Annotated in this window: 16 protein-coding genes; 14 read left to right on the forward strand and 2 right to left on the reverse strand. The window is 64.4% G+C overall.

The genetic code is table 11. From position 1 onward, the window contains the following. Position 1 precedes the first annotated feature (1 nt). The 14 genes from murD (at position 2) to ABJO61_RS15185 (ending at position 18,727) form a co-directional block, all read left to right on the forward strand. Complete coding sequence (gene murD, locus ABJO61_RS15120) at positions 2-1,411, forward strand: UDP-N-acetylmuramoyl-L-alanine--D-glutamate ligase (RefSeq protein WP_348326843.1); 1,410 nt, start codon at positions 2-4, stop codon at positions 1,409-1,411. Further along, on the forward strand, positions 1,408-2,556 hold the full coding sequence (gene ftsW, locus ABJO61_RS15125; RefSeq protein WP_348326846.1) for a putative lipid II flippase FtsW: 1,149 nt from the start codon (positions 1,408-1,410) through the stop codon (positions 2,554-2,556). The genes murD and ftsW overlap by 4 nt, the downstream gene beginning before the upstream one ends. Then, complete coding sequence (gene murG, locus ABJO61_RS15130; RefSeq protein WP_348326849.1) at positions 2,553-3,743, forward strand: undecaprenyldiphospho-muramoylpentapeptide beta-N-acetylglucosaminyltransferase; 1,191 nt, start codon at positions 2,553-2,555, stop codon at positions 3,741-3,743. The genes ftsW and murG overlap by 4 nt, the downstream gene beginning before the upstream one ends. Next, positions 3,743-5,215 (forward strand): UDP-N-acetylmuramate--L-alanine ligase, encoded by a 1,473-nt coding sequence (gene murC / locus ABJO61_RS15135; protein WP_348326878.1) that lies wholly within the window; start codon positions 3,743-3,745, stop codon positions 5,213-5,215. The genes murG and murC overlap by 1 nt, the downstream gene beginning before the upstream one ends. Next, positions 5,215-6,141, forward strand: a complete 927-nt coding sequence (gene murB / locus ABJO61_RS15140) for a UDP-N-acetylmuramate dehydrogenase (protein WP_348326852.1) — start codon at positions 5,215-5,217, stop codon at positions 6,139-6,141. The genes murC and murB overlap by 1 nt, the downstream gene beginning before the upstream one ends. Further along, on the forward strand, positions 6,138-7,064 hold the full coding sequence (locus ABJO61_RS15145) for a D-alanine--D-alanine ligase (protein WP_348326855.1): 927 nt from the start codon (positions 6,138-6,140) through the stop codon (positions 7,062-7,064). The genes murB and ABJO61_RS15145 overlap by 4 nt, the downstream gene beginning before the upstream one ends. Then, positions 7,052-8,068, forward strand: coding sequence for a cell division protein FtsQ/DivIB (locus tag ABJO61_RS15150; RefSeq protein ID WP_348330752.1), 1,017 nt, complete (start codon positions 7,052-7,054; stop codon positions 8,066-8,068). The genes ABJO61_RS15145 and ABJO61_RS15150 overlap by 13 nt, the downstream gene beginning before the upstream one ends. Continuing rightward, positions 8,065-9,375 (forward strand): cell division protein FtsA, encoded by a 1,311-nt coding sequence (gene ftsA / locus ABJO61_RS15155; protein ID WP_348326861.1) that lies wholly within the window; start codon positions 8,065-8,067, stop codon positions 9,373-9,375. The genes ABJO61_RS15150 and ftsA overlap by 4 nt, the downstream gene beginning before the upstream one ends. A 151-nt stretch (positions 9,376-9,526) precedes the next feature. Then, entirely contained in the window at positions 9,527-11,227 is a 1,701-nt protein-coding gene (ftsZ, locus tag ABJO61_RS15160) for a cell division protein FtsZ (protein WP_348326864.1), read from the forward strand. A 248-nt stretch (positions 11,228-11,475) separates the two neighbouring features. Further along, positions 11,476-12,468, forward strand: coding sequence for a UDP-3-O-acyl-N-acetylglucosamine deacetylase (gene lpxC, locus ABJO61_RS15165; protein WP_348326867.1), 993 nt, complete (start codon positions 11,476-11,478; stop codon positions 12,466-12,468). Between the two features lie 223 nt (positions 12,469-12,691). Further along, positions 12,692-13,546: an outer membrane protein assembly factor BamD gene (locus ABJO61_RS15170; RefSeq protein ID WP_348326870.1), complete on the forward strand. Its 855-nt coding sequence runs from the start codon at positions 12,692-12,694 to the stop codon at positions 13,544-13,546. A gap of 30 nt (positions 13,547-13,576) precedes the next feature. Beyond that, a complete protein-coding gene (gene recN, locus ABJO61_RS15175; protein WP_348330755.1) occupies positions 13,577-15,268 on the forward strand; it encodes a DNA repair protein RecN in 1,692 nt (563 codons plus the stop codon). A gap of 89 nt (positions 15,269-15,357) precedes the next feature. Continuing rightward, positions 15,358-17,430: an NAD-dependent DNA ligase LigA gene (gene ligA, locus ABJO61_RS15180; protein WP_348326151.1), complete on the forward strand. Its 2,073-nt coding sequence runs from the start codon at positions 15,358-15,360 to the stop codon at positions 17,428-17,430. 70 nt (positions 17,431-17,500) lie between these two features. Beyond that, on the forward strand, positions 17,501-18,727 hold the full coding sequence (locus tag ABJO61_RS15185; protein ID WP_348326150.1) for a GNAT family N-acetyltransferase: 1,227 nt from the start codon (positions 17,501-17,503) through the stop codon (positions 18,725-18,727). Positions 18,728-18,739: 12 nt separating this feature from the next. Here the strand turns inward: ABJO61_RS15185 and ABJO61_RS15190 are convergent, their stop codons facing one another. Together ABJO61_RS15190 and ABJO61_RS15195 are read right to left on the reverse strand one after the other, a co-directional pair. Next, entirely contained in the window at positions 18,740-20,554 is a 1,815-nt protein-coding gene (locus ABJO61_RS15190; RefSeq protein WP_348326148.1) for an aminopeptidase P family protein, read from the reverse strand. 44 nt (positions 20,555-20,598) lie between these two features. Further along, positions 20,599-21,531 (reverse strand): 50S ribosomal protein L11 methyltransferase, encoded by a 933-nt coding sequence (locus ABJO61_RS15195; RefSeq protein WP_348326146.1) that lies wholly within the window; start codon positions 21,529-21,531, stop codon positions 20,599-20,601. Positions 21,532-21,533: the final 2 nt, after the last annotated feature.

Raw genomic sequence — 21,533 nt, forward strand, 5'->3', positions numbered from 1 at the left:
AATGATCGCGGCGACAGGTTTCGGCAAGCGTAACGTGGGGGTGCTGGGCCTTGGCAAGTCCGGCCTCGCGACCGTGCGCGCGCTCGAAGCCGGTGGCGCGAACGTGTTCGCCTGGGACGATTCCGAGGCGAAACGCGAGGAAGCAAAGCAGGAAGGGCTGCGGCTTGCCGATCCGAGGGGCTGGGACTGGAAGACCTTTTCCGCGCTCGTCATGAGCCCCGGCATTCCGCTGACGCATCCGCAACCGCATGACGCGGTGAAGAAGGCGCAGGCGGCAAATGTGGAAGTTATCGGCGATGTCGAGCTGTTCCAGCGTGCGGTGAACGCGAGCGGTGCGGAAGCGCGCGTCGTCGCGATCACGGGAACGAATGGCAAGTCGACCACGACGGCGCTGATCGGGCACATGGTCCGCCGCTGCGGCGGCGATGCGCAGGTCGGCGGCAATATCGGCCGCGCGGTGCTCGATCTCGATGCGCCGGAAAAGGGCATTGTCTATGTGGTGGAGGTTTCCTCCTATCAGATCGATCTCGCGCCGGGCCTCGCACCGGACATCGCCGTGCTCCTCAACATCACGCCGGACCATATCGACCGGCATGGCACGGTCGAGCACTACGCGGATGTGAAGGCGCGAATTTTCGCGCGGCAGTCGGCGGGCGATACAGGCGTGATCGGTGTCGACGATGCGATGACATCCGAAATCTGTACGCGCGAAACCGCGCGCCGCGCGGAAACCGTCGTTCCGATCTCGGTCGGCAAGACGCTGTCGCGCGGTGTCTATGTGCTGGATGGCATGATTTGCGACAATACGGGCACGCAGACCGCGAAAGCGGGCGACCTGCGGGCGATCAAGACGCTGGCGGGCGCCCATAACTGGCAGAACGCGGCAGCGGCCTATGCCGTGGGCCGCGCGCTCGGCTATCCGCGTGAGCGCATTCTCGCCGCTTTCGAGAGCTTTCCGGGTCTTGCGCATCGCATGGAGATCGTGGGCGAGGCGCGCGGCGTGCGCTTCGTGAACGACAGCAAGGCGACGAATGCCGATGCGGCGTCGAAGGCGCTTGCGACATATGACAACATCTACTGGATTGTCGGGGGCAAGGCGAAGGAAGGCGGTATCGCCTCGCTTGAGCCCTGGTTCGATAAAATCACGCGTGCCTATCTCATCGGCGATGCGGCGCGCGGCTTTGCGGAAACCCTGAAGGGCAAGGTGGAAGCCATTCATTGCGGCACGCTCGATCGCGCCGTTGAAGCGGCTTCGCGCGATGCGGCGACGGACAAGGCTGAGCTGAAAGTCGTATTGCTTTCGCCTGCCTGTGCGTCCTTCGACCAGTTTTCGAGTTTCGAGGAGCGGGGCGACGTATTTCGCGCCGCCGTGCAGGAACGCCTCAAGGTCATGGGAGGGGCCGCGGCATGATCCGTCTCGCGCGAACCAACCGCAGTCTCATCGCCGAATGGTGGTGGACCGTCGACAAGTGGACGTTGCTCGGCCTGTTCAGTCTCATGCTGCTCGGCGGTGTGCTGGCGCTTGCGGCGAGCCCGGCGGTTGCGACGCGCATTCATCTGCCGCCATTCCACTTCGTCTACCGGCAGATCATTTTCCTCGTGCCTTCCATTGCGATCCTGATCGGCGTCTCGCTTCTCAATGTGCGGCAGGTGCGTCGCGCGGCTGCGATCGTCTTTGCTGGCGCTTTTTCCCTGATGGCGCTGACGCCGCTGATCGGGCCGGAAATAAACGGCGCTCATCGCTGGCTCCAGATCGGTCCCTTCGGTGTGCAGCCGTCTGAGTTCGTGAAACCGTCCCTTATCGTGCTGGTCGCGTGGCTCTTCGCGGAAGCGCAGCGCACACCCGGCGTTCCGGGCATGGCGCTCGGTATCGCACTTTTCGGCATGGTGATTTCGGTTCTCGCGATTCAGCCCGACTTCGGCCAGCTCATGCTGCTCACCATGGTCTTCGGCGCGATGCTGTTCATGGCCGGACTTTCATGGGCCTGGATCGGCTCGCTCGCCATACTGGCGCTGGTAGGCGCCGTCTCCGCCTATACGCTGATGCCGCATGTCGCGAGCCGCATCGACCGTTTCCTCAACCCGGAATCGGGCGACACCTACCAGATCGATCGCGCGCTCGACGCGGTGAACGCGGGCGGCCTTATCGGGCGGGGGCCGGGCGAGGGCGTAGTGAAGCGCATTCTGCCCGATGCCCATACCGACTTCATCTTCGCCGTGGCGGCGGAGGAATACGGGCTCATTGCCGGGCTCGTCATCATCGGCATCTTCGCTGCCATCGTTCTTCACACGCTTCGCCGCGCGATGGACGAGCCGGACCTCTTCGTGCAGTTCGCCTCCTGCGGGCTGGTTGCGCTGTTCGGATTGCAGGCACTCATCAACATGTCGGTGAATGTGAACCTCATGCCCGCCAAAGGCATGACGCTGCCGTTCATCTCCTATGGCGGCTCGTCTCTTTTCGCGCTCGCCTTTGCAATGGGCATGCTGCTCGCATTGACGCGCCGCCGCGCAGGCGCCCATGCCGCGCGCCAGAACGGACGGGGGGCCGACGCATGACGCATTATCCGCGCGGTCCCATCGTTATTGCCGCAGGCGGCACGGGCGGACACCTGTTTCCCGGCCAGGCGCTGGCGCAGGAGCTGCGCCGCCGCGGGCGCAAGATCGTATTGATGACGGACGAGCGTGTGCAACGCTTCGACCGTTTGTTCCCCGAGGCGGATTTTTATGCCATTCCGTCGGCGACACCTTCAGGCAAAGGCCTCGCCGGCCTCGTGAAGGCGGCACCCGCTATTCTTGCAGGTGTCGCCCGCTCTTTCGCCATTCTCCAGCGGGTAAAGCCTGCGGCGCTGATCGGCTTTGGCGGCTATCCGACATTGCCGCCGGTCGCTGCCGCCATCCTGCGCGGTGTGCCTGCATGCGTGCATGAGCAGAACGCCGTGCTTGGCCGGGTGAACCGCCTTGTTGCGCCGCATGTGGAAGCGATTGCCTCGACATTCGACAAGCCGAAATTTCTGAAAGCGCGCGATGCGGGCAAGCTGGTACTGACGGGCAATCCCGTGCGCGATGCCGTGATCGCGCAGGCGGGTGCGCCCTACGATGCGCCTGTCGCGGGAGGGGAGGTTCGTCTTCTCGTTTTCGGCGGCAGTCAGGGTGCGCGCGTGATGAGCGACATCGTGCCGGCCGCGCTCGCGCGACTGCCGGAAGAGGTGCGCAAGCGTCTGCGCATCGTGCAGCAGGCGCGCCCGGAAGACATGGAGCGCGTCGGCAAGGTCTATGCGCAAGCGGGCATAGCCGTCGAACTCAATTCCTTTTTCGACGACATGCCGGAACGCATTGCTGCCTGCCACCTTGTCGTTGGCCGGTCCGGGGCCTCGACGGTGAGCGAGCTGGGCGTGATCGGACGTCCCTCGATCCTCGTGCCCTTGCCGCACTCGCTCGACAACGACCAGAAGGCCAATGCCGAGAAGCTCGCCAATGCAGGGGCTGCCTGGATGATCGAACAGAAAGACTTCACCGAGGACGCCTTCGCGCATCGGATCGAGCAGCTTTTTGCCGCGCCCTCCGACCTTGAAGCGGCGGCCGCCGCCGCCAAACGGCAGGGCCAGCCCAACGCCGTGCGCGATCTTGCAGACCTCGTGGAAGCGTTGGGGCGCGGCGAATATCGCGCACTGCGCAACCGCAAGCATAAAGAGGTCGCCGGGCAGGACGGCGCCAATCTCGAATTTTCGACGGGAGGTGCATGATGCGTCCCGCACCTCTCGACATCGGCAACATCCATTTCGTCGGCATTGGCGGCATCGGCATGAGCGGCATTGCCGAAGTCATGCATAATCTCGGCTACAAGGTGCAGGGGAGCGATCTTGCCGACAGCGCCAATGTGAAGCGCCTGAAGGCGCTCGGCATCAAGGTCTTCATCGGCCAGAAGGCGGAAAACCTGAAAGACGCGCAGGTTGTCGTCGTTTCTTCCGCGATCCAGCCCGGCAACCCCGAACTCATGGAGGCGCGGGCGCGCTTCCTGCCCGTGGTGCGCCGCGCGGAAATGCTCGCCGAGCTGATGCGCCTGAAGAGCTGCGTCACCATTGCCGGTACGCATGGCAAGACGACCACCACTTCGCTTGTCGCGGCAATTCTCGACAAGGCGGGTGTCGATCCGACCGTCATCAATGGCGGCATCATCAATGCCTATGGCACCAATGCGCGTCTCGGCGAAGGCGAATGGATGGTGGTGGAGGCGGATGAATCCGACGGCACCTTCATCAAGCTGCCGTCGACGCTTGCCATCGTGACGAATATCGACCCCGAACATCTCGACTATTACGGGACGTTCGAGGCGGCGAAGGATGCCTTCCTCACCTTCGTTGAAAACGTGCCTTTCTATGGCGCGGCCGTCATGTGCATCGACCACCCGGAAGTGCAGGCGCTGATCGGGCGCGTGCGCGACCGCCGCATCGTGACCTATGGCACGAATCCGCAGGCCGATATCCGCGCGACCAATGTGCGCGTCGAGGACGGCTTCAATGTATTCGACGTGATCATCACCGACCGCAAGACGCGAAAGACACGCGAGCTGGCGGGTGTGCGTCTCGCGATGCACGGTACGCACAACATGCTGAACAGCCTGGCCGCGATGGGCGTTGCCCTTCAGATGGGCATCGGCGATGAACAGATCCGTGCCGCGCTGGAAGGTTTCGGCGGTGTGAAGCGGCGCTTCACCTATGTCGGCGAATGGAACGGCGTCAGTCTTTATGACGATTACGGGCATCACCCGGTCGAGATTGCCGCGGTGCTGCAGGCCGCGCGCTCGGCAAGCTCGGGCCGGACCATCGCGGTCGTCCAGCCGCATCGCTATACGCGGCTCCATAATCTCTTCGACGAGTTCTGCGCCTGCTTCAACGACGCAGATGCCGTGATCGTGGCCGATGTCTATGAAGCCGGCGAAAAGCCCATCGAGGGCGCGAGCCGGGATTCGCTGGTGCAGGGGCTTCGTGATCGCGGGCACCGCGATGTGATGCCGCTCGAAAGCGCGGAGGCATTGCCGGGTCTCATCGCGGAAGTGGCGAAGCCCGGCGACCTCGTGATCTGCCTCGGGGCGGGCAACATCACCTATTGGGCGAACGATCTCGCCGCGAACCTTGAGAAGCTCGGCAAAGGGAAACCCGCAAAAAAGCCTGCGGCGAAGAAGCCTGTTGCGAAGAAGCCGGGGAGGAAGAAGTGATGATGGTGCAGACAAGCACATCTTCGCTGATCGACCGGCTGCCCAAGGTGCGCGGTGAGCTCACCGCCAATGCGCCGCTTGCGCCGCTCACCTGGTTTCGCGTCGGCGGAAACGCGGAAGTTCTGTTCCGTCCGGCCGATGCGGACGACCTTGCCGACTTCCTGCGCGGTACGCCGGAAGATGTGCCGGTGACGGTGGTCGGCGTCGGTTCGAACCTTCTCGTTCGCGAGGGCGGGGTGCCTGGTGTCGTCATACGGCTTGGCCGTGAGTTCATGAATATCGAGGCGCAAGAGGATTGCGTTCGCGCCGGAACGGCGGCGCTCGATGTGGCTGTTTCGCGCGCGGCGCAGGAAGCGGGGCTTGCCGGTCTCGAGTTCTATCGCGGTATACCGGGGTCCATCGGCGGGGCGTTGCGCATGAATGCAGGCGCCTATGGCCGCGAGACGAAGGACGTGCTTGTCGCCGCCGTCGCCATCGACCGCAAGGGCGAGCGCCATGTGCTGACGCTCGCGGACATGGATTACGGCTATCGCCATTCCGGCGCGCCGGAAGGGCTGATCTTTGTCGAGGCGCTGTTCCAGGCAACACCGGGCGACAAGGCGGAAATTCAGGCGCGCATGAACGAGATCACGGCTTCGCGCGAAGCAACGCAGCCGATCCGCACACGTACGGGCGGTTCCACCTTCAAGAATCCCGACGGCAAGAAGTCGTGGCAGCTCATCGACGCGGCCGGCTGCCGTGGTTTTGTGCGCGGCGGCGCGCAGGTCTCCGAGCTTCACTGCAACTTCCTCATCAATACGGGCGATGCAAGCGCCGCCGACATCGAAGATCTCGGCGAAGAAGTGCGCGCCCGTGTGAAGAAGACGAGCGGCGTCACGCTTGAATGGGAAATCAGGCGCATCGGCAAAAGGGAGGGCGAGGCATGAGCAACGACAAGCATGTCGCCGTCCTGAAAGGCGGATGGAGCGCGGAGCGCGAGGTAAGCCTCGTTTCGGGCAAGGGCTGCGCCGAGGCGTTGAAGCAGGCAGGTTACCGCGTAAGCGAGATCGATGTCGGGCGCGACGTCGCCGACCAGATTCTGAAGCTGAAGCCGGATGTTGCCTTCAATGCGCTGCATGGGCGCTGGGGCGAGGATGGCTGTGTGCAGGGCCTGCTCGAAATCCTGCGTGTGCCCTATACGCATTCGGGTGTGCTGGCTTCCGCGCTCGCGATGAACAAGGAACGTGCGAAGCCTGTCTTCCGCGCGGCGGGCCTGCCGGTTGCCGAAAGCGTCGTGGTGGCGCGCGAACAGGCGGCCCATGGCCATGTCATGAACCCGCCCTATGTCATCAAGCCGGTGAGCGAGGGCTCCTCCGTCGGTGTCTTCATCGTTCGCGAAGGGGATAACCGTCCGCCCGCCGAGCTGACTTCGGCCGAATGGAATCTCGGCGACGAGGTGATGGTCGAGCGCTATATCGCGGGCCGGGAACTCACCTGCGCCGTGATGGGCGAGGAAGTCTTCGGTGTGACCGAAATCATCGCGAATACCGCTTTCTACGATTACGAGGCGAAATACCAGACCGGCGGATCGCGCCATGTCATTCCCGCGCCGCTCGATGAGAGTACCTATGCCGAGGTGCAGAAGCTCACGCTCGCCGCGCACAAGGCGCTCGGGTGCCGGGGCGTCAGCCGCGCCGATTTCCGCTTCGACGATACGCGGCCGGGCAAGCCCGAGCTCATTCTTCTCGAAGTGAACACGCAACCCGGCATGACGCCGACATCGCTTGTGCCGGAGCTTGCGGGGCTCGCGGGCTATTCCTACCCGGAGCTGGTGAGCTGGATGGTGGAGGACGCATCATGCGACAGGTAAAGTCTTCTTCCCGTACGCAGTCGCGCACCGGCGTTCGCACGGCGCCGAAGAAAAAGAGTTCCAAGGTGGCGCCCGGCAAGCGGCGCAACGCAAACTCGATGAGCACGTTTGGCCGCCGCAAGGAGCGTCCGGCGGGGCCTGTTGCCGCATGGTTTGCAAATCTTCGCGAAGGCAATTTCGGTACGCAGCCTTTCGCCTATAGCGCTGTTGCGCTTGTCGCGGGCGTCATTGTCTACGGGCTCGTGATCGGCGGCCATGTACAGGCGGCAGTGGATGGCGGCGAGCGGCAGGTGAACCGCGTGCTCGCGCTGTCCGGGTTCTCGATCCAGAACGTGACCGTGACGGGCCGTGCGCAAACGCGCAAGGACGACCTTCTGGAAGCGGTCGGCGTCGGGCGTGGCGATCCGGTTTTCGGTTTCGACACGGAGGCGGCGCGCCAGCGCATCGAACGCCTCGGCTGGGTGCGCTCCGCGACGGTAACGCGCCTGCTGCCGGACACGATCCGCATCGATGTGAGCGAGCGCCAGCCCTTTGCGCTGTGGCAGCGCGGCGGGGCTCTTTCCATCATCGACGCGGAAGGCCAGCCGATCACGGACGAAGGCGTGCAGGATTTCGCGCATCTGCCTTTCATCGTCGGCTTCGGCGCGCCGCGCGAGGCGCCAGCGCTTCTGAACATGATGCGGGCGGAAGAGCCGCAGCTTCTCCAGCGCGTGCGCGCCTTTGTGCGTGTCAGCGACCGGCGCTGGAACCTTCGTCTTGAAAATGGCGTGGATGTGAAGCTGCCGGAGACGGGCGTCGCAAAGGCGCTCTCCGATCTCGCGGCCTATGACACGAAATACAAGGTTCTCTCCCGCGACATCGTCTCGGTCGACCTGCGCCTGCCGGACCGTGTGTCCGTGGAGCTGACGGAAGGCGCGGCGACGACCAAGGGGATTGCGACGGAAGCGGCGATAAAGAACGGCGTGATGCGGACGGGCAGTTCCGCGCGTGGAGGCAATACATGAATATGGTTTCTCTGGGTTCGAGGAGCTTTCAGGGGCGGCCCGTTGCGGCGGGGCGGTCGGGGACGATTGCCGCGCTCGATGTGGGCTCCAGCAAGATTTCCTGTTTCATCGCCAGGATCGAGCCGGGCCGGACCTCGAACGGTCATGCACCGGTGCGCGTCATCGGCATCGGGCATCAGGTTTCTCGCGGTATCCGGGCGGGCGCCATCGTCGACATGGACGCGGCGGAAGAGGCGATCCGGGTTGCGGTCGATGCGGCGGAGCGGATGGCGGGGGTCACGATTCGCGAGGTCGTGGTCGGCTTCTCCGGCGCGGACCCCAAGAGCCAGACAGTCGGTGTGCGGGCCTCGATCTCGGGGGGCGAGGTGAGCGACAGCGACCTTTCGCGGCTCATCCATCACGCGCAGGCGAATTTCCAGCCGGACGGACGCGATGTCATGCACGCGATCCCGACCAATTATTCCGTGGACGGCAGCCGGGGCGTGCGCGACCCGCGCGGCATGTTCGGCGAGAAGCTCGGCGTCGAGGTTCATATGGTCAGTGTGCTGCGCGGGCCGCTGCGGAACCTCGAACTTTGCATCGAACGCTGCCACCTCTCGGTCGCGGGGATCGCGGTCTCGCCTTATGCGAGCGGCCTTGCCTGCCTCGTCGAGGATGAAATGGATCTCGGCGTCGCCATGATCGACATGGGGGGCGGCACCACCTCGCTCTCGATCTTCTTCGAAGGTGCGATGGTCTACTGCGATTCCGTGTCAATTGGCGGGAATCACATTACTAATGATATCGCGCGTGGACTCTCCACACCGCTGGCACATGCCGAGCGGATGAAGACTCTGTACGGGAGCGCGTTGGCGAGTCCTTCGGACGAGAGAGAGATGATCGACGTGCCGCAAGTGGGCGAAAGCGATGCCGATTCGGCCAACCACATTCCGAGGTCGATGCTGACCGGCATCATTCAGCCAAGGCTGGAAGAGACTTTCGAACTTGTGCGCGACAGGATGGAGGCGAGCGGCTATGGCCGTCTCGCCGGCCGGCGCGTCGTGCTGACAGGCGGCGCGGCGCAGCTCAACGGTGCGCGGGAACTTGCGGCCCGCATACTCGACAAGCAGGTCCGTGTCGGTCAGCCGGTTCGGCTCACGGGTCTTGCCGAGTCGACCGGAGGCCCCGCCTTCTCGACCTGTGCAGGCCTTCTCTCCTATTCGCAAATCTCTCCCCTCGAAGCTGCCGGCGCCGACGACGACGCCGAGCATGGCCTGCCGCACGGGCATATCCGCCGGTTCGGCCGCTGGCTGAAGGAGAATTTCTGATGAAACGCGCAAAACCGGGAACGACCTTCGTTGAACGTGCCCTGGGGCGGCTGGCGGCGCCGCCCGGCAGATCGGGCATAGAGCCGCCGCCTCGACGATGCGCGGCGATCCCGACCCCGGTTTTTAAACTCTGCTCCCAGGAGGCCTCACAATGAGCATCAAACTTTCGGTTCCGCATACAAGCGAACTCAAGCCCCGGATCACCGTCTTCGGCGTCGGTGGCGCCGGTGGCAACGCTGTCAACAACATGATCGAAGCCGGCCTCGAAGGGGTCGAATTCGTCGTCGCGAACACGGACGCGCAGGCGCTGGCCCTTTCTTCCGCCGAACGACGTATCCAGCTCGGTGCGTCGATCACGGAAGGTCTCGGTGCGGGTTCCCGCCCGGAAGTCGGCTGTGCGGCGGCCGAAGAAGCGCTGCATGAGATCGTCGAGCACATTCAGGGTGCTCACATGATCTTCATCACCGCCGGTATGGGCGGCGGCACGGGCACGGGCGCCGGCCCGGTCATCGCCCGCGCAGCCCGCGAACAGGGTGTGCTCACCGTCGGCGTCGTCACGAAGCCTTTCCAGTTCGAAGGCTCGCGCCGGATGCGTCTCGCGGAAGAGGGCATTCGCGACCTGCAGCAATATGTCGACACGCTCATCATCATTCCGAACCAGAACCTTTTCCGGGTCGCGAACGAAAACACGACCTTCGCCGATGCCTTCGGCATGGCGGACCAGGTTCTACATTCTGGCGTGGCGGGCATCACCGATCTGATGATGAAGCCCGGCCTCATCAATCTCGACTTCGCGGACGTTCGTACCGTGATGAACGAGATGGGCAAGGCCATGATGGGCACGGGTGAAGCCTCCGGCGAGAACCGGGCGATCGAGGCGGCCGAAGCCGCAATCTCGAACCCGCTCCTCGACGAAGTGTCGATGAAGGGCGCGAAGGGCGTTCTCATCAACATCACGGGCGGCATGGACCTCACTCTCTATGAAGTGGACGAGGCGGCGAACCGTATCCGTTCGGAAGTCGACCCGGATGCGAACATCATCGTCGGCTCCACCTTCGACACCTCGCTCGACGGGCGCATGCGCGTTTCGGTCGTGGCGACAGGCATCGAGGTGGAAGAGGCCCAGCTCAACCGGCCGGAAACCCAGACGCCCGCGCGTGCCGTGGCCGATCAGCGTGTCCAGCCCCGCAGCACGGCGGCGACCTTCCCCGCCCAGCAGGTTGCCCGCAGCGCAAACCCGGTGCAGGCGCAGGTCGAGCGGATCGAAGAACATATGGCTCCCGCCGCCGAAACGACGCAGCAGGCCGAACTCGGCATCGAGGAAGAGCGGGCGGCTCCCGCACAGCGTTCCTCGGGCCAGTTCGATCCGAAGGACTACGAGGCCGAGGTCATCATCCACAAGCCGGAAGCCCGCCAGCAGGCGCGCCCGGAACCGGAAGCGCCCGTCGTTGCGGCAAGCGCGGTTCGCGCCGAGCCCAAGACCCCGGCGCGTCCCTATATTCCGGGCGATCTCGACCGGGTGCAGAAGGGCGATCTGCCCTCCTTCCTCGGCCAGAAGAGCCAGCCGGTCTCGCCGTCCCGCGCTCCGAAGAAGGGCCCGACCTTCTTCGAGCGCCTGACCGGCGGCCGCCGCAAGGAAACGGAAGAAGAGGCTTCTGCCCCGCGCCGCGAGCCGGTGGCCGCCCAGCGTCAGGCCCGCCCGGAACCGGCAGCGCGTCCCGCGCCCGCCGAGGCCGCGCGTCCGCAGCCGCAGGAGAGCCTCTCGCCTTCCACGGAGAGCCGCCTTGTGCAGTCTTCCTATGAAGAAGAGCAGCTTGAGATTCCGACCTTCCTTCGCCGCCAGGCGAACTGAGAAAGTCCTGCCGGCGGTCCGCTGCCGGCGGGCCCCTTTCGGGGGGCTGACGTGACAAGGTAAACCCGGCCGTTTTGGAACCCGTTTCCGGCGGCCGGGTTTTCCTTTTGATTCAGTGGTTTAGAGCCTGCCACCAATCGTAACATTCGGTAAAAATCTGTTATTTGAGGGCGATTCCCGGCGCTGCTAGAAACAACCTCAGCAGACCAGAGGGGGCGGACTGCGACGGGGTATCGAAAGTGTTTCAAGTGCCGAAATCAGAGTTCGAAACGATCATGCTGGAAAATGTCCGGCGCGAAAGGAGCGTCCGGGCCATTGCGTTTCCGCAGATGACGCTGGTCCGGCCCGTCGTGATCGACGGTGTGGGCCTGCATAGCGGTTCGCCGATCCACATGGTCCTGCATCCGGCGGAGGCCGACCGGGGGGTCGTCTTCCGGCGTACGGATCTCGTGAGCCAGGGACGCGAGGTCTCGGATATTCGCGCGACTTACGACAATGTCGTGAACACCATGCTCTCGACCGAGATCGGCAATGCCGCCGGTGCGACGGTCAGCACGGTGGAACATCTGATGTCCGCGCTTTCGACACTCGGCATCGACAATGTTCTCGTCGAGATCGACGGCGCAGAAGTGCCGGTGCTCGACGGCAGCAGCGAAATTTTCATCGACAAGATCGAAGCGGTGGGCATCGAAAAGCTCGATGCGCCGCGCAAGGCGATCCGCATCGTCAAGCCTGTCATTATCGAGGATGGTGCGAAGCGCGCCGCGCTTTTGCCGGGGGAGGGCTTCCGCCTTGCCTTCGAGATCGATTTCGACAATCCGGTGATCGGCCGCCAGTCGATCGAGGCGGATCTGCACGATCCCTTCTTCGCTGAGGACATTCTTCGCGCCCGCACCTTCTGCCTGCGCGCGGATATCGAGGCGATGTGGGCCGCGGGCCTCGCCAAGGGCGGCTCGCTCGACAATGCCGTGGTCGTGGACAATGACCATGTGATGAACGAGGACGGCCTGCGCTACGAAGATGAATTCGTGCGCCACAAGGTGCTGGATGCCGTAGGCGATCTTGCGCTTTCGGGCATGGCGCTGATCGGCTGCTATGAAGGCTCCCGCGCGGGCCACGCCATGAACAACCGGGTGCTCCGGGCGCTCATGACCGACCCTTCGGCCTATGAAGTGGTGGATTTCGCGGAAGCCCGGCGTTCGGCGCCGATGCCGCGGGATCTGGCGATCCCGGCGGACTGATTTCCGGCCTCATGATTTATTGAAGGGCGCACCCCCGGGTTGTGCCCTTTTTTAATGCTTTACGGGTGGCGCGGTCCTTCATGCCGCCGCTATGGTCTAGCCGCCCTTATTGGGATAGAAAAAGGCTCCGCTTCGGCCTGCTTGAGGGCTGAGTCGGCCATAATTCGCGCACCGGGCTGCCGGGGCGTCCGGCAATCGAACGAACGAAATGGACTTTGCCCGAATGAGTGAGGCCAGGCTGCCCATCCACCGTCATCCCGCCGTTTCCTTCCGCGCCGTACTGGCGGGCTTTTTCGCCCTCGCCATTGCCGGGCTTGCGGGTTGTTCGTCGGGGGACGACGAGCTGCCCTATGAAGAGCGGCCCGTCGAACAGATCTATAACAAGGCGATGGACCATATGGCGGCGCGGGAATACATCCCCGCGACCAAGGAGTTCGACGAGGTTGAGCGCCAGCACCCCTATTCGGAGTGGGCGCGCCGGGCGATGCTCATGGGCGCCTATGCGAACTACAAGGTCAATCAGTACGACGGGGCGATCCTCGGCGCGCAGCGCTTCATCTCGCTCCATCCGAGCAACAAGGATGTGCCTTACGCCTACTATCTGATCGGGCTCAGCTACTACGAACAGATTTCCGACGTCGGCCGCGACCAGAAGATGACGGAGAATGCGCTCAACTCCTTTTATGAGCTGACGCGGCGTTTCCCCACCAGCGAATATGCGCGCGATGCGCAGCTCAAGATCGATCTCACGCTCGACCATCTGGCGGGCAAGGAGATGGAGATTGGCCGCTACTATCTGAACCGGCACGACTACATCGCCGCGATCAACCGTTTCCGCGTCGTGATCGAGAAGTACCAGACGACGACGCACACGCCCGAAGCGCTGGAGCGGCTGACAGAGGCCTATCTCTCGCTCGGCATCAAGACCGAAGCGCAGACGGCGGCGGCCATCCTCGGATATAATTTCCCCGGCAGCGTCTGGTATGAAGACAGCTATGCGTTGCTGGCGGACCAGGGGCTGGAACCACAGGAAAACAAGGATTCCTGGATCAGCCGTACCTGGAACACCGTTTTCTGATCTGTCGGGCATTCAAAGAAGGCGTGTTTCATGCTCGCCGCGCTGTCTATCCGCGACATCGTCCTCATAGACCGGCTTGAGCTTTCGCTCGACAAGGGCCTTTGCACGCTGACGGGTGAAACCGGGGCAGGCAAATCGATCCTTCTCGACTCGCTGGGGCTTGCGATCGGCGCGCGCGCCGATGCCGGTCTTGTGCGTCAGGGGGCCGAGCAGGGCAGTGTCACCGCCGTCTTCGACCTGACGGACGGCCATCCCGCGCGCTCCCTTCTCGACGAGAATGGCATCGAGACGGAAGGCGACCTCATTCTCCGCCGTGTACAGACGAAAGACGGGCGCTCGCGCGCCTTCGTCAACGATCAGGCGGTGAGCGTCGGTCTGCTGCGCCAGCTTGGCGACATGCTGGTCGAGATTCACGGCCAGCATGATGAGCGCGGGTTGCTCGATGCGTCCGGCCATCGCGCCATTCTGGATGCCTTTGGCGGGCTTGAGCCGAAGGTCCAGCAGGTGAGGAAGCTTCATGCCGCGGCGGCCGCCGCGCGCGAGGCGCTGGCCGAACATGAGGCTGCGCTCGCGAAGGCGAAGGCCGAGCAGGATTATCTTACCCATGTCGTCGGAGAGCTCGACGAGCTTGCGCCCGAGCCTGGCGAGGAAACGGCGCTGGCCGAGGAACGTACGCTGATGATGCATTCGGAGAAGATCGCGGGCGATCTTTCCGAGGCCGAACAGGCGCTTTCCGGGGATGGCGGGCTCGATGCGCGGCTCAATCTTGCACTGCGGCGTCTTTCGCGCGTCGCCGAACAGGCGGGCGGGCGCCTCGATGCCGCGATCGCTGCGCTGGACCGTACGCTTGTCGAGGCGGCGGAAGCGCGCGATCAGGTGGCGCTGGCGCTCAGGGCAATGGAGTTCGATCCGGCGCGGCTCGAGCATGTGGAGACGCGGCTCTTCGCGCTGCGGGCTGCCGCACGCAAGCATAATGTGCAGGTCGACAGTCTTGCCGCGCTTGCCGATAAGCTGCGCGGGCAGCTTCAGGAAATCGAAGGTGGTGAAGCAAGGCTTGCGGTCTTGCGCAAGGCGGCGCACGAGGCCGGTGACGCTTACCTGACGGCGGCGAAGGCGCTTTCCGAGGCGCGCATCAAGGCGGCGGCGAAGCTCGACAAGCAGGTGATGAAGGAACTGGTGCCGCTGAAGCTCGACAAGGCGGGTTTCAAGACGCAGGTGGATGTACTCCCCGAGGACCAGAATGGCGGACCGGAAGGCATCGACCGTGTGTCCTTCCTTGTGTCGACCAATCCCGGCGCGCCGCACGGACCCCTCATCAAGATCGCATCGGGCGGCGAGCTGTCGCGCTTCGTGCTGGCGCTGAAAGTCGCGCTTGCTTCGCGGGGGAGCGCGCCCACGCTCATCTTCGACGAAGTGGATGCAGGCGTCGGCGGCGCGGTGGCCGAGGCCGTCGGTCTTCGTCTCGCGGAACTTGCGGGCGAGGTGCAGGTTCTTGTGGTAACGCATTCGCCGCAGGTGGCCGCGCGCGCGCAGCATCATTTCCGGATATCGAAAAGCGTATCCGGCGAAACGAAGGCGAAGAAGGATGCGCCGCTTGCGACGCGGGTCGAGACGCTCGACGCTGCCGCGCGGCGTGAGGAAATCGCGCGGATGCTGGCGGGCGCGACCGTGACGGACGAAGCGCGCGCCGCGGCGGACCGCCTTATCGGAGGACAGAGTTGAGTAAAGGTGGCGCGGGTAAGAGCACGAAGCGGAGCGAGGCGCGCGAGGGCGGCGAGGCGCTGGCGCGCAAGCCTGCCGATCATCTGACGATGGACGAGGCGGCGGAAGAGCTGGAACGTCTTGCCGAAGAAATCGCGAAGCACGACAAGCTCTATTACCAGAAGGATGCGCCGCGTATTGCCGATGCGGATTACGATGCGCTGCGCAAGCGCAACGACGCCATCGAGGCGCGCTACCCTGAGCTTGTGCGCGAAGACAGCCCGAGCCGGCGCGTCGGGGCGGAACCGGCGGCCGGTTTCGGCAAGGTCGTGCATAGCGTGCCGATGCTCTCGCTCGGCAATGCCTTTGACGATGAGGATGTGACCGATTTCTGGAACCGCATCGTCAAGTTCCTGAACCTCAAGCCGGAGGACGAACTCGCCGTCACCGCCGAGCCGAAGATCGACGGGCTGTCGGCGTCGCTTCGCTACGAAAAGGGCAAGTTCGTGCAGGGCGCGACGCGCGGGGACGGGCGCGAGGGCGAGAACATCACGGAAAATATCCGCACCATTGCGGGCATTCCGCAGACGCTGAAGGGTGATGATATCCCGGATATCGTGGAGGTGCGCGGCGAGGTCTATATGGCCCATACAGACTTCACGAAATTGAACGAGCGCCAGCGCGAAGCCGGAAAGCCGGTCTTCGCCAATCCGCGCAATGCCGCTGCCGGTTCGCTCCGCCAGCTCGACCCCAAGGTGACCGCCTCACGGCCGCTGCGCTTCTTTGCCTATACATGGGGCGAAATGCCGGACATGCCGTCCGACACGCAAAGCGGCATGATGGAGGTCTTTGCGAGTTGGGGGTTCACGATCAATCCGCTCTTCCAGCGGTCCACGAGCGTGGAAGAGCTGCTCGCCTTCTATCACGACATCGAAGAGCGCCGCGCGACCCTCGACTATGACATTGACGGCGTTGTCTACAAGGTGGACCGGCTCGACTGGCAGGGCCGTCTCGGCTTCGTTTCTCGTTCGCCCCGCTGGGCCATCGCGCACAAGTTTCCCGCCGAGCAGGCGACGACGGTGCTGGAAAAGATCGAGATCCAGGTTGGCCGCACCGGCGCCATGACGCCGGTCGCTCGGCTCACGCCCGTCACGGTCGGCGGCGTCGTCGTTTCCAATGCCACGCTTCACAATGCCGATGAGATCGAGCGGCTTGGTGTGCGCCCCGGCGACACGGTGGTCGTGCAGCGCGCGGGCGACGTGATCCCGCAGATCGTGCGTGTGGTGGAAGATCGCCCACGCGGGAAAGAGCCGTTCAAGTTCCCGGACAAGTGCCCCGAATGCGGCAGCCATGCGGTTCGCGAGATCAACCCAAAGACGGGCAAGCTCGATGCTGTCATGCGTTGCACCGGCGGTCTCGTTTGCCCGGCGCAGGCGGTGGAGCGGCTCCGCCATTTCGTGTCGCGCAATGCCTTCGACATAGAAGGGCTTGGCGAGAAGCAGATTTCCGCCTTCTACGAAGACAAGCTCATCGTGAAGCCGGACGATATCTTCACGCTGGAAGAGCGCGACAAGACCTCGCTCAAGAAACTGAAGGATCGCGAGGGCTGGGGTGCAACCTCGGCGAAGAAACTCTTCGAGGCTATCGATCAGCGCCGCGAGGTGGAGCTTGACCGTTTCATCTTCGCGCTCGGTATCCGCCATGTTGGCGAGACGAATGCGCGCCTCCTCGCACGAAGCTACGGGACGCTGGAAAATTTCGAAACGCAGATGCGCGCTGCCGCCGATCCCGAAAATGTGGCGCACGCCGACCTCCTCTCCATTGACGGGGTGGGGGAGGTGCTGGCCGAAGCTCTTGCCGATTTCTTCGCCGAAAAACACAATCGGGAAGTCCTGGACGGTCTGAAGAAAGCTGGCGTGAAGGCCATACCGCTTGAGGCGCAGGAAACGGATTCGCCGGTCGCCGGCAAGACCGTCGTCTTCACCGGCTCGCTCGAACGGATGACGCGCTCAGAGGCGAAGGCGCGCGCCGAGCAGATGGGTGCGAAGGTGGCCGGGTCCGTCTCCGCCAAGACCGATCTCGTCGTGGCCGGTCCCGGCGCGGGCTCCAAGATCGCGAAGGCCCGCGAGCTCGGCATCGAAGTTATCGACGAGGATGCCTGGATGGAAATGGCTGCAAATTGAGCTCTTTTCCGCTTAGACGATATTAACCATCGTCCGGTGAAACTGGCGTCTCGTGGCGAACGGGCTGCCAATGGCCCGCCGGGTGGAGACGATGGAAGCCTTCTCGTTATTTCAGGACATGTTTGTCCTCGACCAGCTTGTCTATGCGGCCGGGGCTGCGGTCGCGCGCGGGCAGCCGCTCGCGCCTGCGGGTCTCACCGTGTCGTCCTTTTCCGGCGATTCCATCGACGGGCTGGTGCCCGAGTGGCGCGCGCTCGAATTGCGTACGCCGCATGCTGCCACGGCCTTCCAGTCCTGTGATCTCCTGCTGCATTGGGCGCGGCATTTCACGAACAAGCGCAACGAGCTTCGGGTTGTTGCCGTGCGGGAAAGGGGCGAGCTGGTTCTCGTCTGGCCGCTCGCCGTGGAGAAGACGCCCTTTGGCCGCGTCGCCTGCTGGGCGGGCGATCCTGTCGGGCAATATGGCGATGTGGTCGCCGCCGAAGGCGGTGCTCGCGACGCCTGGATCGAGACGGCTTTCGCGGAGACCGGAAACTGGGGCGATGTCGACTTTCTATGCCTGCGCGGTGTACGGGCGGATGGCGCCATTGCGGGCTGGGCGGCGAACAAGGGCAGGCCGCTGGGCGCGTCCGCGGAGGCGCCAGTGTGCGATACCAGCTCCTTCGCCGACGCGAAGAGCTTTGCGGATGCCCGCTGGCCGGCGTTGAAGCACAACAAGAGGCGTTGGAAGAAGCTCGCGACGCTGGGCGACATTCATTTCGAGGTGCTGGGGCCCGGCGACCGCGCGGCGGAGCTTGTCGCGCGCGGTTTCGCCTTCAAGCGCGAGTGGCTGGCCACACGCGGGCTTTATGGGCGCGCGCTGATCGACCGGCGGACGGAAGACTGCCTTGCCGCGCTCGCACGCGATACGTCGGCAAGTTCCGGCATGACCGTCTCTCATCTCTCTGTTGGCGGCGAAACGGCGGCGGTTGAAATCGGCTTCAGGCGGTGCGGGCGGCACTATGCCTATATGGGCACTTTCTCGTCCGCCTTCGCGAAGCAGGGGCCGGGCAACCTCGCGACGGAACTCACCATTCGCGATTGCATCGAGCAGGGGCTTTGCGAATACGATCCGCTGCCGCCCGCGGACGACTACAAGCTCGCCTGGAGCAATGCGCGCGTTCCCGTGCATGATTATGGCGTGGTGCTGACATGGAGCGGCTATGCCGCGCTCGCATCCGTGGCCTTCATCCGCCCCGCGGCGAAGAGCCTCTATGAGAAGCTGCCGCTGACCGTCAGGCGCCGTCTTCGGAAATAATGACGGTGATCCTCAGATCGCCCTTGTCGATTCCTCAAGCCACGCCTTCGTCTCCGCGTCGAGCCCCGGCGAAAGCGCCGCGCGCACGCGGGCGTGATAGGCGTTGAGCCAGTCCACTTCCTCTTCAGTCAGCAGGCTTTTCTCGACCAGTGCAAGGTCGATGGGCGCGAGCGTCAGCGTCTCGAAGCCCATCATCATGCGTTCGCCGCCCTCGACCGGGGCGGGCGGCGTCACCACGACGAGGTTCTCGATGCGGATGCCATAGCCGCCGGGCTTGTAGTAACCGGGTTCGTTGGAAACGATCATGCCCGCCTTCAGTGGCTGATGCCCCATCCTGGAAATGCGCTGCGGCCCCTCATGCACCGAGAGGTAGGAGCCGACGCCGTGGCCCGTGCCGTGGTCGTAGTCGAGGCCGGATTTCCAGAGCGCCATGCGCGCAAAGGCGTCGAGCTGCGCGCCGGAGGTGCCCTCGGGGAAGCGCGCGGTCGCGATGCCGATATGGCCTTTGAGTACGCGGGTGAAGCGGTCGCGCTCTTCCGCGCCGGGCGTGCCGATGGCGACGGTGCGCGTCACATCGGTCGTGCCGTCCATATATTGCGCGCCGGAATCGACCAGAAAAAGCTCACCCGGTTTCAGCGGCATGTTGGTCGCGTTCGTCACGCGGTAATGCACGATGGCGCCGTTCGCGCCCGCGCCCGATATTGTGTCGAAGCTCACATCTTTCAGTTCGCCCGTTTCCGCGCGGAAGGTTTCGAGGCGTTTCGCCGCGTCGATTTCCGTCACGCCGCCTTTTGGCGCTTCGGTTCCGATCCATTTGAGGAACTTCGTCAGTGCCTGCCCGTCGCGTAAGTGTGCCGCGCGGGTACCCGCCACCTCCGCTTCGTTCTTGATCGCCTTGGGGAGTTCGCAGGGGTCCGTGCCCCGCTTCACCTCCGCCCCCGCCGCCGAAAGCCGTGCCTCGATCCATGAGGCGCAGGTCGCGGGATCGACCAGCACGGTCTTTCCGGCCTGACCGAGTTCGTCGAGCGCCGTGCCCAGTTCGCCGCGCGGGCGCAGCGTCACCACATTGCCGAGATGCGCGCGCACTTCGTCGTCGAGTTTCCGCTCGTCGATGAAGAGTTCGGCGTGGCCGTCCTCATGCAGCAGCGCAAAGGACAAGGGCAGCGGCGTGTGTGGCACGTCGGACCCACGAATGTTGAAAAGCCACGCAATCGAGTCCGGCATGGTCAGCACGGCGGTATCCGCATCGCCGGACATGAGGTCGCTCGCGATGCGACGGATTTTATCGGCCGCCGGTTCGCCCGCATATTCGATAGGGTGGGGGCGGATCTTCGCCACCGGCGGTTCCGGCTGGTCGTCCCACACAGCGTCGAGCGGGTTCGTGTCGACCGGCACCAGCGTGCCGCCCGCCGCTTCCGCCGCCTTGCGCAGCCGCGCCACCGCGTCGATCGTGTGCAGCCAGGGGTCGTAGGCGAGTTTCGCGCCTTTCGGCAGGTTCTCCTCGATCCAGCGCGCGGGCGGCTCGTCCATCAGGTGCTTCGCCTCGAAAGTGTCGAGGTCGACCTGTCCGCGCACCTGCAGCGTGTAGCGCCCGTCGACGAAGATCGCCGCCTTGTCCTTCATGACCACCGCCATGCCCGCCGAGCCGTTGAAGCCCGTCAGCCAGCGCAGGCGTTCGGCATGAGGCGGCACATATTCGCCCTGATGCTCGTCCGAGCGGGGGATGAGGAATCCATCGAGGTTCCGGCGGCCAAGTTCCTCGCGGAGCTTCGCGGCACGGGCTTTTCCGAGCGCCGGGTTGGCGCTGTCTTCATAGGTCTGAAACATGGTCTGAATGTAGGCGCCCGCGCGGGAGGCGGCAATGGGGCGCTTCAGCCTTCCATCCTGAGCGTCACCCAGTCGCCCTTCGGCTTGCGCGACACGAGCTTCAGCCCCTGCATGCGCATGGCGCTCGTCACCATCGGCTCCTGCGTCCGCAGCGTGCCCGACAGGATCAGCGTGCCGCCGGGGCGCAGATGCGCGCGGAAGGCGGGCGCGAGCGAGACGAGCGGGCGCGCCAGAATATTCGCGAGGATGAGGTCATAGGGCGCGCGGGCGCGAAGGCCCGGATTGCCGAAGCCCCTGGCGGGGAGCGCGGTGACGAAGGGACCGACGCCGTTCGCTTTCGCATTGGCCCTGGTTACCGTCACGGCGACGGGGTCGATGTCGGAAGCGAGCACGTTCACCCGCGTGAGCCTGGCGACCGCGATGGCGAGGACGCCCGTGCCCGTGCCGATATCGAGCACGTTCAAGGGCACGCCAGCGCCCACAAGTTCGGAAATATATTCGAGGCAGCCCGCCGTCGTCTCGTGGTGGCCGGTGCCGAAGGCCTGTCCTGCATCGACGAGAAGGGGGATCGCGCCAGCGGGCACCTTGTCCGCATCATGGCTACCATAAACGAAGAAGCGCCCGGCCCGCACGGGCTCAAGCCCTTCCAGCGAGCGTGTCACCCAGTCCTCGTCGGGCATCGGTTCGATGCGGAAGCCTTCGGCCTTCGCACCGCTTTCCTTCTCCGCGCGCGCCACGATCTCGCGCAGCGCGCCTTCCTCCGGCTCCTCGGCATAAAGCGCCTCGATACGCCACGCTCCATGCGCCTCGACCTCGTTCCATTCGGAGGCCGTCTTCACGAGCGGCGACGAGCCGGGCTCGGCTTCCGTCATCGAGACGGCAAGCACATCGGGCCAGATCGCCGCTTCCAGCGTATCGGAGAATGTCTCCGTCGCTTCATAGGGCACGATGAAGGAAAGTTTCCAGAGAGCAGTCATGC

This window comes from Parvibaculum sp., assembly GCF_039973015.1.
Lineage (GTDB): Bacteria > Pseudomonadota > Alphaproteobacteria > Parvibaculales > Parvibaculaceae > Parvibaculum.